The organism is Chitinophaga sp. CC14, from assembly GCF_048957795.1.
GTDB lineage: Bacteria > Bacteroidota > Bacteroidia > Chitinophagales > Chitinophagaceae > Chitinophaga > Chitinophaga ginsengisegetis.
This window is the reverse complement of the sequence record NZ_JARBFY010000001.1, coordinates 2,095,748-2,109,360: the sequence shown is the minus strand read 5'-3', so window position 1 is coordinate 2,109,360 and position 13,613 is coordinate 2,095,748. Positions and strand designations below refer to the sequence as shown.

At 44.4% G+C, this 13,613-nt stretch carries 8 protein-coding genes; 3 read left to right on the top strand and 5 right to left on the bottom strand.

The annotated features are described in order from the left end of the window. Position 1: 1 nt before the first annotated feature. The 3 genes from PV783_RS08615 (at position 2) to PV783_RS08605 (ending at position 4,287) form a co-directional block, all read left to right on the top strand. Entirely contained in the window at positions 2-724 is a 723-nt protein-coding gene (locus PV783_RS08615) for a LytR/AlgR family response regulator transcription factor (protein WP_420987728.1), read from the top strand. Between the two features lie 241 nt (positions 725-965). Continuing rightward, the gene (locus PV783_RS08610) at positions 966-2,891 is read left to right on the top strand and encodes a glycoside hydrolase family 97 catalytic domain-containing protein (RefSeq protein WP_420987727.1); all 1,926 of its coding nucleotides are present in this window, start codon (positions 966-968) and stop codon (positions 2,889-2,891) included. A gap of 211 nt (positions 2,892-3,102) precedes the next feature. Then, a complete protein-coding gene (locus tag PV783_RS08605; protein ID WP_420987726.1) occupies positions 3,103-4,287 on the top strand; it encodes an epoxide hydrolase family protein in 1,185 nt (394 codons plus the stop codon). A gap of 195 nt (positions 4,288-4,482) precedes the next feature. On the opposite strand, the gene PV783_RS08600 is transcribed toward PV783_RS08605, so the two are convergent. The 5 genes from PV783_RS08600 to PV783_RS08580 form a co-directional block, all read right to left on the bottom strand. Beyond that, entirely contained in the window at positions 4,483-6,450 is a 1,968-nt protein-coding gene (locus PV783_RS08600) for an alpha-L-fucosidase (protein ID WP_420987725.1), read from the bottom strand. A gap of 156 nt (positions 6,451-6,606) precedes the next feature. Beyond that, the gene (locus PV783_RS08595) at positions 6,607-8,928 is read right to left on the bottom strand and encodes an RICIN domain-containing protein (protein ID WP_420987724.1); all 2,322 of its coding nucleotides are present in this window, start codon (positions 8,926-8,928) and stop codon (positions 6,607-6,609) included. A gap of 31 nt (positions 8,929-8,959) precedes the next feature. Beyond that, entirely contained in the window at positions 8,960-10,552 is a 1,593-nt protein-coding gene (locus PV783_RS08590) for a GH39 family glycosyl hydrolase (protein ID WP_420987723.1), read from the bottom strand. A 30-nt stretch (positions 10,553-10,582) separates the two neighbouring features. Continuing rightward, positions 10,583-11,491 carry an alpha/beta hydrolase gene (locus PV783_RS08585; protein ID WP_420987722.1) on the bottom strand — a complete coding sequence of 303 codons (909 nt, stop codon included), beginning with the start codon at positions 11,489-11,491 and terminating at the stop codon, positions 10,583-10,585. Between the two features lie 10 nt (positions 11,492-11,501). Further along, positions 11,502-13,541 carry a beta-galactosidase gene (locus PV783_RS08580; protein ID WP_420987721.1) on the bottom strand — a complete coding sequence of 680 codons (2,040 nt, stop codon included), beginning with the start codon at positions 13,539-13,541 and terminating at the stop codon, positions 11,502-11,504. Between the last annotated feature and the right edge of the window lie 72 nt (positions 13,542-13,613).

Below are 13,613 nucleotides of genomic sequence, written 5' to 3'. Positions count from 1 at the left end.
TATGGAATCACTACGTTGTATTATCGTCGATGACGAAGAAGGAGCGCACCTGGTTCTTGGTCATTATATAAAAGGAACAAGCAGCCTCGCACTAACGGGGAATTTTTATAACGCCGTTGACGCTATGGATTTCATCTTTAAAAATCCCGTCGACGTGCTCTTCCTGGATATAAACATGCCAGGTTTATCAGGGATGGAAATGCTGGAGGCAATGTCCAATCCGCCATTAATTGTGTTAACCACTGCTTACACCCAGTATGCACTGGAAGGATACAAATATCAGGTGGTAGACTATCTTGTTAAACCGTTTGAGTTTGCCAAATTTATGGCCGCAATAGATAAAGTGTTTGCCCGTTATAAGCCGCCGGTTGCCAGCAATACTGCATCAACAATAGGACAGATGGCTAACAACTCCTTAATGCTGAAAGTTGATGGCGGGATAATCAGGATAATAACCGGCTCTATTTCACATATACAAAGCTATGGTAACTATGTCAAGGTATTTACAGATGAGAAAATGTACCTGAGTGCATCAACTACCATCGAAATAGAACAACAGTTAGATAAGCGGTACTTTAAACGGATACACCGGTCGTATATCGTTGCACTGTCAAGAATACAACAGTTGGAAGGAACACAGGTGCATCTGGAAAACGGCTTGATATTGCCGGTTGGTAAAACCTACAAGCGGGAATTGCAGGAGCATTTTATGAGTAAAAATTAAGAACAAACCATATTCTTTATAAAACCGGGTATCGCCCCATTATTTGGCACTCTTCGCACAATTGTAACATTTCATACCCTAATTCTAAACATCTGCACTCCTTCTTTTCAATGGAACTGCATAATTTTGACGCATCGTTCCATACAAATAATTCTTCGTCATGAAAAAACCGTTACCAGTTCTTCCAACCAAGAAACTAACATCCTGCTTCTTTAGATATAAATATTAAAATAATCAATTGATGAAAAAAACCATAATACTGATGGCATTGCCAATATTGCTTTGCCTGCAGCTATTCGCAACGAATCAAATATCCAGTCCCGATGGAAAGATTGCAGTGACCGTGTTTGTGGACAACACCGGTGTTCCCCAATACTCTATCACATATAATAAGACCACGGTGTTGGAGCCCTCTCCATTAGGAATTGATCTTGATGGAATCAATTTCTCCAATGGCTTACAATTAACTACCGTATCGGCTACCAGTACAGTACACGATCATTACAACATGCTGAGTGGTAAAAGATCATCCATTCAGTATGAGGCAAGAAAAACCAGTTTCACCTTTCAGAATAAAGATGGTAAGAAGTTTACTATTATATTCCAGGTCTCAAATGATGGCCTTGCATTCAGGTACCAGTTTTCAGACGATCCGGAAATTAAGATTGTCCGCTCCGAAAACACTTCTTTTAAATTTCCTTCCTCTGCCAAGGCCTTCATACAGCCAATAGCCGTTGCCCAATCCGGCTGGGAAAAGGCAAACCCATCATATGAAGAACACTATTACCAGGATGTTCCCGTAGGTACAACATCAAAACTGGGCGCCGGCTTTATATATCCTGCACTATTTAAGGTGGACAATACCTGGTTGCTGATCACGGAAGCCGCAGTGGGAGCCGACTGGTGCGCTACCCGTCTCAATTGTGAAGCAGGAAGCCCTCTCTACCAGGTAAAATTCCCCGATCCCCGGGAAGTGATGTATCACGATGGTTTATTGCCGCGGCAGCAAATGAATGGTTTCTCTCCCTGGCGCATTGTTACCATTGGCTCATTAAAAACCATCGTGGAATCAACATTGGGTACTGACGTTGCCACTCCTTCCGTTATTACAAATACTTCGTTTGTAAAGCCCGGAAAATCAAGCTGGAGCTGGATCAATAGTAAAGATGATTTTATTGTTTACGATGAGCAGAAGAAATATATTGATTTTGCTTCCTATATGCATTGGCAGTATTGCCTGATAGACGTAAACTGGGACCAGAAAATCGGTTATGAAAAGATAAAGGAGTTGGCGGATTATGCCAGGCAAAAAAATGTTGGGTTGATACTTTGGTACAATTCTGCCGGCGACTGGAACACGGTAAAATATACTCCCCGCAATATACTCCTTACCAAAGAAGCAAGGGAAAAGGAATTTTCCACTATACAGTCGATGGGAATAAAAGGAGTTAAGATCGATTTTTTTGGAGGCGATGGCCAGTCAATGATAAAGTATTACCACGATATTCTGCAGGATGCAGCCCGCTATAACCTGATGGTAAATTTTCATGGGGCAACACTGCCAAGAGGATGGGCACGCACGTATCCAAATTTGCTGACTGCCGAAGCAGTAAGGGGTTTTGAGTACATTACATTCAGCCAGGAGGATGCGGACCTGGAGGCAAACCATGCCACCATGCTGCCTTTTACCCGGAATGCATTTGATCCGATGGACTTCACTCCGATGAATCTGTACAAAATCCCATCAACCAGTGTCCGTAAAACCACCGCAGCTTTTGAGCTGGCCACTACCATTGTTTTCCTATCCGGCATTCAACACCTGGCGGAGTCTCCCGAAGGAATGGAACATGTGCCTGATTTTGCTAAAAACTATCTGCGCACCTTGCCTGATACCTGGGACGAAACCCGCTTTATAGACGGCTACCCCGGGAAACTGGTTGTGATTGCCAGACGGAAAGGCACGAAATGGTTTATTGCCGGAATGAATGGAGAGTCTACGGCAAAGACCCTTCCTCTTAATTTATCCTTCCTTAAAAAGAAAAAAGCAATACTGATCTCTGATGATGATAAAAACCTGTTGAAACAGGAAAAAACAGCTATCCCCGATAACGGCATGCTCTCCGTTTCCATAAATGCAAATGGAGGGTTTGTTATAGCAGCAGAATAATAAACCATAAGATATTCAACCCCTAAAATCCCGGGAATTTGACGCCTCCCTTAAGCCCCGATACCAATGTGATCAGGGCTAAGGGAGCAAACCGGGCCAATCTTCTAAAATCATTAAAAAGCAGTCAAAAAAAATACAAAAATTGCCGGTTTGCAACTGACATACTGTTGTCACAACCCGTATATAATTTTGTTTCAACAAACACACAGATATGAAACAATTCATTATTTTGCTGGTCATCGCAACGATAACAGTAACCTCCCACGCGCAAACCAAAAAAAATAACAATATGTTCATTGTAAAGCCCTTCAAAATCGATGTACAACAAACTGTACTGGACGACCTCCAAAACCGCCTCCGCCAAACCCGCTGGCCCGATGCGCCTGAAAACATTGGCTGGCAATACGGCACTGACCCTGAATTTCTCAAAAGCCTCGTAGCCTACTGGCAAAATGGATACGACTGGCGCAGGCAGGAAGCCACCCTTAACCAATTTCCACAGTTCACAGTGGAAATAGATGGCCTCCCCATTCATTTCCTGCACATCAAAAGTAAAAATCCAAATGCCAGGCCCCTGCTCCTTTTACACGGATGGCCCGACTGTTTTTATCGCTTTTACAAAGTCATTCCCCTGTTAACAGACGATTACGATGTAATAGTGCCTTCCATTCCCGGCTTCGGTTTCTCCGGTCATGTAGCCATGACAGACGACGGTTCTGCAAAAATTTTTGCTACGCTGATGAAAGATGTACTCAACTATCAGACTTTCCTGGTGGCCGGAGGCGACGTAGGCAGCGGCATCGCCAAATCAATCGCCAATCTTTATCCTGAAAACGTAACAGCCATCCACCTGACGGACGTGGGATATCCCAACGGTTCGGAAGACTGGAGCACCATGTCCAAAGCTGAGCAGGAATTCGGACAGGTTATACAGCAATGGTGGTACCGGGAAGGTGCATATGCCATGCTGCACGCCACCAAACCGCAAACGCAGGCCTATGGCCTGAATGACTCCCCTGCAGGCCTGGCGTCCTGGATCGTTGAGAAGTTCAATACCTGGGGTACTCCGGGCGGCACTATCGAGGATCATTTCACAAAAGACGAACTACTCACCAATATCATGATCTATTGGGTAAGCCAAACGATTAACTCCTCCATGCGCACTTATGCCGTAGGCTCCTTTCAGCAACTGGCCTCAGGCCAAAAGGTTAATACCCCCACCGGCGTTGCAATATTCCCCGGTGACGCCCCAACACCACGGGAATGGGCGGAAAGAAAAACAAACCTAAAACGGTTCGCCATCATGGAAAAAGGCGGCCACTTTGCAGCGTTGGAAGCGCCCGAATTGTGGGTGAAAGAGGTGGATACGTTTTTTAAAAGTATCCAGGCAAAATAAGTGAATATATAAAAAGGATGTATCAAAAGTAATTTACCCGGTTTCTCAAACCTGTTAAATTACTTTTGATACATCCTCTTTAATATAAACAGGGATTCTCAGGAAAAATATTAACGTGCTTTGATCTTTTTCATTCGTTACAATCCCTGTAAATTTTATTTAAATCGGCATATAAGGTATATGGGCAGACATCAGCTATTGAGTGATCACATCTACTTCCGCATACCCGGCATCGTTGTTACCATTCACTTCACGCACCGCGCGAAGCTTTATATAACGGGCCTTTACTGCTGTAAAGCTTTTCGTTTGCCATAATGGATTGTTTTTTATATTGGCAAATTCGCCTTCATCTACGAGCTTCCACTCCTTATTATCCTGCGAAACAAAAAACTGATACTTTGCAATTGCACCGGAGGCATTTCCCTGGTCTGGCAGATATTTGAAACCGCATAGCTTTTGCTCGCTTCCCAGATCGAGCACCAGATCAATAGGCATTTCTTTGTTTTTGTTTTGATGCCATGCAGTAAATGGATTTCCATCCAGGATCAGATTGGCCTTTTCATCATTTTGTGCTATAACTTTCCAGTTCTTCCGGGAAATATCAAATTTCTCCCGGGACACAGGGCTGCTTTTACCAGTAGCTGGTTCGTAAGCAATAGCGCTTACTTCCAGTTTCCCTTCTGATTGAAAGGGACCAGTGTATTTTTTTGATTTAGAAGTAGGCTGCGCGCTACCTAACGTGTAGTAAACCACCGACTCCATATCCGCCGGAGTGATAGTTATTTCACCGGACTGATTTCTGATAATGGAAGGAGCGGCGAGAATCTGTGGTGCATTATAAATGCCGATATTGGAAATTAAAGGGCTACTTTTTGAACCGGTGATATTGAGACGAACCTGCGTTGCCTTTACAGCCGGGAAACGGAGGATTCGCTTATATCCGATTGTGGTGGCTGTTGCCAGCTGTTTCCAGTTTCCATCAACAAAAGCCTCCACCGTGAAGGCTTTCACACGTTGTCCTAACCGGATGTATTCCTGAACCAGGAAACGGTTGAACGTGGTTGGTTTACCCAAATCTATCGTTAGCGACGCATTAGTCACCTCATCATCAGTTGTCCAGTAGGTATTCTTATTGTTATCAATGGACATATCTGCTCCAAACTGCCTCGCATTTCCGCGAACATTGGAGGCTTCCGCCTTCTTATTGGTGGCAAGATTCACGGCAAATGCTTCCTTTACGGCTTTGGCCAATCCAAGCGCAGCTTTTTCATCATTTGGATGAATCAGCCCATTTGGCATAATCGGGAAATTTAGCAGCAAGGTGCCGTTGCGACCTATAGAATTATAGTACGTTTCCATTAATTGCGGTACTGTTTTTACGTGGTTATCTTCATGTGGATGATAGAACCATTCCGGTCTGATAGAAGTATTTACTTCGGCCGGCACCCAGGAATCCCCGCTCTCCAGGCCATGATGCAACATATTCCATTCCACCTCGCCCTTACCGTTTAGTAAACTCCAGTTCGTTTCACCCACTAAACCACCTTCGGTACCTACCCAGCGCAGGTCTGCCCTGTCGCCGCCATCGTTCCATATCACGCAATCCGGTTGCAGCCTGCGGATCAGTTTATATGTATTCTGCCAGTCGTAGTAAGTAGTACGGTCAATAGTACGGGTTTCATTAGCGCCGCCGTAATATCCGGAACCGCCGTTAGCCCCGTCAAACCACACTTCGAAAATCGGTCCGTAGTTGGTGAGCAGTTCTGTAAGCTGATTCCTGAAGTAGGTGATATACTCAGGCTTTCCATAATCCGGGTGGTTTCTATCCCAGGGCGACAAATATATTCCCAGTTTTAAGCCGTATTCTTTACAGGCGTCCGCCATTTCCCTCACCACATCTCCATGCCCATTTTTCCAGGGAGCATTTTTTACAGAATACTCCGTGTATTTAGACGACCAGACGCAAAAACCGCAGTGGTGTTTTACCGTAAGTATTATTCCTTTCATACCCGCTTCTTTGCATATACGGGCCCACTGATGGCAGTCCAGCTTTAGCGGGTTAAATAATTTGACATCTTCATTGCCAAATCCCCACGACTGATCTGTATAAGTATTTAAAGAAAAATGGACAAAAGCATAGTATTCCATTTCCTGCCATCTCATCTGATTTTCCGTTGGTACCGGGCCAAATGGACCGGGAGCCTTCACCTGGGAATAGCTAATACTGATTGAACACAGGAAAGAAACGATTCCACACAGCAAATACCTCATCGTACTAAGAACCATATTGTTAATATTATTTTGAGAACCTATTCCTTGCTAATTTACCTTAACAATTTTAAATGTCTTTAACCATGTTGCCGCTTCTACCCGGACTATATACGTACCGGCTTTCAGGGCTCCTCCCATTGACATTAAGCTTGAAACTGAGATACGTTTCGCCATTTCAACCTGCTTGCCCATAACGTCAAATATAACAATCCGTTCTACCTCAGCAGGTTTATCAATCATTATATTAAAGGTTGATGAGAAAGGATTTGGATATACTGACACATTGTTACTGGTAGGCTCAGGCATTTTCAGTGATGATGATAAAGTATCTATGACCGTTGATCTTAGTGCCAGTGCAACAGTCCCTGTTGTCCATTGCTGGTTATAACTACTGCTTTCCGGCCATTGGCCGGCATCGGCGCCGTTGGTAATCTGACCCAAACCATCCAGGTACAACCCGGTGGCACGGTTCTTTAGTTTCACATAGCTGCCGGCTGTTTCCTGTTGCCATTGCTGGTTATAACTGCTGCTATTGCTCCATTGACCAGCCAGGCCACCACTGGTGGTTCTTCCCATACCATCAAGATACAAACCTGAAGCGCGGTTTTTCAACTTTACATAACTTCCGTTTGTTTCCAGCGTCCATTGCTGTGCATCACTGCCACTGCTACTCCATTGCCCCGCATTGGCGCCATCGGAGTACCGGTACATACCATCAAGCAGTAAGCCAGTAGCACGGTTGGTCAGCGTAATGTAAGTGGCAACACCTCCGGCTTTCACCAGCAGAATTGCCGTTGTAGAAAGAGCCGGTACAGTTATAGTAAGTGAATTTGAATTTACCGCCACTGTATTTTGACTCAGCGCATTCTGCGTGTGCGACACAAAAGTTTCCTGTGCCGGTAACGACGACAACTGCAATGTTTGATAATTCCCATCAGCAACAGTAAAATTACTTAGATTGATGGTAACAGTGCGGGAAGCAGTTCTATCCCGGTTTACCAGCATCACCGTTAACGAGTCGGCATTTTCATTTACTGAAGAGTAAGCTGACACCGTGTTTTCGAGAGAAGAAATACTTGAAACACTATACTTTTTTGCATTCCTGCTAAAAAGGTGCAATGTTTCCCACATGCCAACAGACCAGTTCCATGGCGAAAAGAATTCAACCCCATTGTTGGCAAATGTACCAAGATGCGAAGCATATATAACAGATTCAAGGCTAGGGTTACTGCTTGACATGGTACCCCATTCGCTTATACCACATGTTATGCCGTTGTTGACGCCAAAATGTTCAGTTAACCAACCCTCGATACGTTTGAAAATATATTGTTTGGTAAGTGACGCATCCCATCCGCCGGTACTTGTTTTGATACCGTTTGAACCCGGGTAATCATATGTCGTATCATAATAAATCCGGTGTCCTTGTAATGCCGCAGCGTCGTCATTATTATACCAGGGGTAGTTGTGAATATCTACAACATCTACCAGCTTGATACCGGTTGCTTTGTACTCATCTCCAAGACGTTTTATAAAATACTCAATCCAGGAATAATACCGGCCATTAATGTATAAACTTTCATTTGACCATTTATACCATTGCCATTCCGAGGTGGTAACAGGCCCGCAGAGCTTGATGCCGGGATATAGAGCTTTTGCTTTCTTTGCTAATTCTATGTAGTGATCCATAAAAACAGAAGCCGATATTTGTGTTGGCATAGCATAGTCATGTGTGCCATTCCATATATCTACTTCATTGTCCATATTCCAGTATAAAAATTGACTTCTGTTTAGCCCTAAACCATTGGCTCCAAACCAATGATTAAGAATGCCCACTGAGGAGTCGGCAGGCCATGTCTGCGTAAACAAATCGGTATTCCCCTCCACCAGCGCCTTACCGGAAGGATTGGCAGTATTGGGTACGCCGCCACCAGCTAAATTCTGACCAACCCCCGCCCAATACTGGGCCTGGTTGAAAGCCCAATCATCGAAGTTATTACTGGTGTTGGATGCAGCCCTGCCCAGTAATTGAAAGGCAAACATTCCCTGCATACCAGGATAATTGGTCGCAATATTTTGTGCGTAAGCATCCCAATCGGTACCATAAACATTATTATACCAATCGGGATGGACCGTAATTTTTTTGCGCCAGTTATAACATGTTGCGTTATTACCTCCATTCATACGGGCGAAACGTAAACCTGCATCCTTGTAAAATTGTGCAGGCTTATCAAAGCCTTCGTTCCGGCCATATATGTATGGGGAAATCAGGCGTTTGTTTTGAGCAGGATTAACTGAAATAGTAACGTTTTGTGCAACGGCTGTATAAAGGATGATGTGGCACAACAAAAACAAAAGGGTTTTCCTGATCATTGGTTTTGTTTTTAGTAGTTGTTTGCAATCATTACAGTTTGATAATATTCAAGAAGAAAACATCGTTCTCCCGAATCTCCAGCTCCTTTGTGAAAGGGACCCCGGCTTTTACAGTAATAATTTCCCTGGTAACGGGCGAACCATCATTTAGCTTCTTAATTTGTTCAACTTCCTGCCTGTTAAGCTGTGCCGGTTTTCCTATAGAGAGATAAGTGGAATAAGCATCGTTGCTATGGTAACCTACTTTGTATACTTCCAGGGTATAGGTACCATCCGGTACATTTGCAATATTGACCTTCAACTTTCCTTTTGATTTTGAAGGAAGATCACGGATATAGTATTGCTGATTATGTACGGAATCTCCCGGGTGAGTATGGGTAAAATCCCAGGCCAGTGCCTGGATATTTCCTGCAGCATCCCTGCATACCCATGAAGTGGAATCGCTATTTACCAGTTCCATATCTCCCAGCCTGTTCAAAAACTGGTAGGCGTAGAATACAGGTTTGTTAATACCCTGCGTAGTCAGCATGCCAAAGCCTCCGTGGAACGGTGTAAAACGGGGACCGGGTTCTTCAAAAATATCCGTAAAAACCCAATACGACATTGAGTTGGCGGCCTTACCCACCTGTTTTAATTTCTGCAAAACATACGCAGCTTCGTGATAGCTGTCGTGGATAGGATCTGCCGGGGTATAAGAGGCACTCCATTCGGTGTAGTGAAGCTCCAGGTTTGGCATAGCAGAACCGGCAATTTCCTTACGTGATTGAAGCACATCACCGCTAACGCTCATGGGATTTTTGTCGAGTACTGTGCCCGAGTTGCCAAATTCATCCAGATATCCCTGCTTTACGCCATAGGCGTGCGTGCTTATAAAATCTATCGGTACACTATTTTTATTGCAGTAGGCAATCATTTCAGGTTCCCAGGCAGCCCCGGCTGTTCCTGGACCTCCAACGCGATAAGATGAATTAACGCTTTTAATGGCCTTTGCACTATAGGAGTATAACTTGAAATAGTCTTCCTGCGTACCGGCCCAGAAACCACCCAGGTTTGGCTCATTCCAAACTTCGAAATACCAGGTTTTCACTTCCTCTGCGCCGTAACGTTCCGTAAAATGCCTGGTAAGATCCCGCACCAATGCTGCCCACTTTTCGTAATCCTTTGGTGGAGTTACATTACCGCGCCACCAGAAGATTGTTTTAGAACCACTGGCCAGTGCGGAAGGCATAAAACCCAGTTCAACAAAGGGTTTCATGCCTATACTTTGTAAATAGTCGAATAAAGCATCAATGTACATATAGCTGTACACCGGGTTGCCTTTACTATCTTCTGTATATACAGCCATATCATCTGTTAAAAGACCGTGCATACGGATGTATCTGAAACCGCATTCCTTTCTTACATATGCCAGCTGCTGTTGCCAATCTGCCCGGAGCCCTTCATTGGCACGGCCAGCGCCAACACAATCATTAAACATCCTGTTCAGCTTTCCGGATGTTTTGTTGAAGTCAATATTGATAATCCTTTCCTGTGTGGCCGGCTTCTTTTGTTTTGTGGTTTGAGCTACCAGTATTCCTGAAATGGATAAAAGCAGCGGCATTAACAGTAATAAAATTCTTTTCATCTTTAAGTATATTTACCTTTCTTATAACCGTTAAAAAATGTGCTGAGAAAATAGATACAGGTTACGATCCCACTCCGTGTTATCATGTCCGTTAGTATCTACATTCCAAACATGGGTGACACCTATTTCATTAAGATATTGATGGGCCTTTTCACTAATCCCAAAAAGACCATCCTTGTTGCCACATGCTATCCATAGCAGTTTCAACTTTTCCCGGGCCACTTTAGTATCTGGCACAAATCTCACATCGGTATACATGCCACCGAACATATTCGTATTGGGTGCAGAAGAAAATCCGCCGATGTAGGCAAAAGTTCCCAGGTGGTACAAACCTATATTCAACGACTGTCCTCCACCCATCGACAAACCTGCTATAGCACGATGTTCAGCGTCACTAATAGTGGAATAATGTGCATCGATGTAAGGAATTATATCTTTCAATAAATCCTCTTCAAATGGTTTCCTGTACCCTTCAAAACCATCCGCTCTCCCGGAACGGTTTGCTGTTGATGTATCTGTCACTGTCAGCTTTGAATCACAGTTTGGGAAAACCATTATTACAGGCTGAATTTTACCATCTGCAATCAGGTTATCCATAATGTTATCTGCCTGGCACCATTCCGTCCATTGACGATAGTCTGCTCCCAAACCATGCAACAGGTACAGCACAGGATATTTCTTGTCAGCAGAATATCCCGGAGGCGTATATACATTCATTTCCCGGCGTTTCCCAAGCGTTTTTGAATCGTACTGAACGATGGTTAATTTTCCGTGAGGTACATTACTACGTTGCACATTAAATCCGGCTGGCGGATCAGGAAACGTGGGAACAGAGTCCGTTTTAAAAGAACCCTTACCTGTTTGTGCCAGGCAGATATGACCGGCCACAATAAATACAATCAAAACAAATAAATACCTGTTACTCATTTTATTTTTCATAATGTTACTTTTATTCGTTCCAAACCAATACACCCGCTGGTTCCAGTACTTTGCTCCCGATCAGTATTTTGGCTCCGGCGGGTATTTTCATTTCATAATTATCCGAGGAATAATTTACGGCCACATAAAAACCATCCCGCCAGTAAACAAATACGCCGGGCGGATAATTTTCAGTGGTAACACCTGCGCTGGTATAAATCTGTTTCAGTATGTCCGCTTCCAGTTTAGCATCATCTGTATCCACGCCGATATAGGTAACAGCCCCTTTACCAACCTTATGTTTTACCACCGCTGCTTTTCCTTTATAAAACTGGTTATCAAATACGGCAAGGGTTTCCGTGTTTTTATCCGGCGCCAGTAAGTCGGCCCAGTTGTTCCAGCTGTAATGGGTAGATCCCATAAGGATATCTCCTTTGGCGCTGCCTGAGAGCATATCGGTTGCTTTCACCTGCGCTCCTATCAGCGTGGATATGGGAGCGGCACATTCTGCCTCCCAGAAATGTCCCATGCGGTTTTTGGTGGCTGTGCGGCAGGTAATAATCAGGTGTCCTCCGTTTGCGGCATATTCCTTCCACTTCTTCACCAAAGCACTATCAACCATTTCGTACGCCGGGACAATCACAAATTTGTATTTCGACAAATCAGCCGTTTCCGCGACCAGATCTACGGGCGCACCAAATGATTTTGCTATCTCCAGGAATTTAATCGGGTAATTCCAGGTATCCCATTGCCAGGTCTGTTTTTGCCGGTCGATGGTCCAGTAATTTTCCAGGTTCCAAAGAATAGCCGTTGACCGTGCAGCCAGTTTTTCCGGCATTGAAGCGCCGGGTTTGTATTGTTTCCGCAGCTCTTTTATTTCTTTCATGTATTGCATATACTCCACACCGCCCTGCGAAGGACTTACACCATCTGTTTGCATTACGCCGGCATGATATTGCTCCGAACTATAATTGATCTGACGGAACCGGTAGGAACTGGCAAGCTTTCCGCCTGCTGCAAATGTGTGGTACAGCCACATACGTACGGTACCTGGTAAAAGCAACGGGTTGTAATTGCCCCAGTTTACCGGGCCCGGCTGGATTTCCATGACGCCGGATACGCCGCCAACTGCTTTATAATATTCGGCAGCAAACAGGATAACCCTGCTGTTTCCCAGCCTGAATCCGACGTCACCGATATTGTTGGTACCTCCGTTGGGATAGGCCGTATAGGTTGCAAAGTCAAGCTGTTTTGTCCGCCGCGGATCAGCACCTGTGGAAACGGCCGTATAATTCGTCGTTACAAACTGGTCCTTCGAAATGGAGCGCCGTAATGTGGCTGCCTGAAAATCGAGGAACTCCGCCTGGGCATCTGCCGAGTATCTTTTAAAATCAAGCAAGGCATGCGGATTATTGCCCCACCAGCCTACCAGGTTGGTATTGGGAATAATAACCTCACTAAAATTATTATACCACTGGCTCCAGAAAGCGGTTCCCCAGGCAGCATTTAACGCATCTACCGTTTTGTATTTGTTTTGCAGCCACTGCCTGAATACCTCCTGCGAAGACGGACTATAATCTGGTTTGGCATCAGGCTCGTTATCGAGTTGCCAACCAATTACATTTTTGTTCTGACCATAACGGCGGGCCATTTCAGCCACCACTATTTCTACAAATTTGCGATAGGCCGGATTAACGATAGATCCTAATCCGCGTGTGCCGTGCTCACCACGGATGTAATGGCCATCCATCACAAAAGTTTCAGGATACTTCGCTCTCATCCAGGCCGGTGTAGTTGCGGAAGGAGTACACATCAGTACTTTCAAATTGTATTTAGCGCATAGGCTTATCACTTTGTCGAGCCAGGCAAATTCAAATTTCCCTTCTTCTGGTTCCATTTTAAACCAGGCAAATTCGGCCAGATGTACAAACTCATAGCCCATATCTGCAATTCTCTTTATATCCCGTTCCCACTGGTTTTCGTTCCAGTGTTCAGGATAGTAATAGATGCCGGTAGTGGTGAGATCCTTCTCAGGAAAAAATCGATTGGCCACCTGCGAGGTTGCATTCAATCCTGAGATTAAAATGGTTATAATAACAAGTATTGCACGTTTATTCATCTGAAGATTCATTGTTTTTTATTT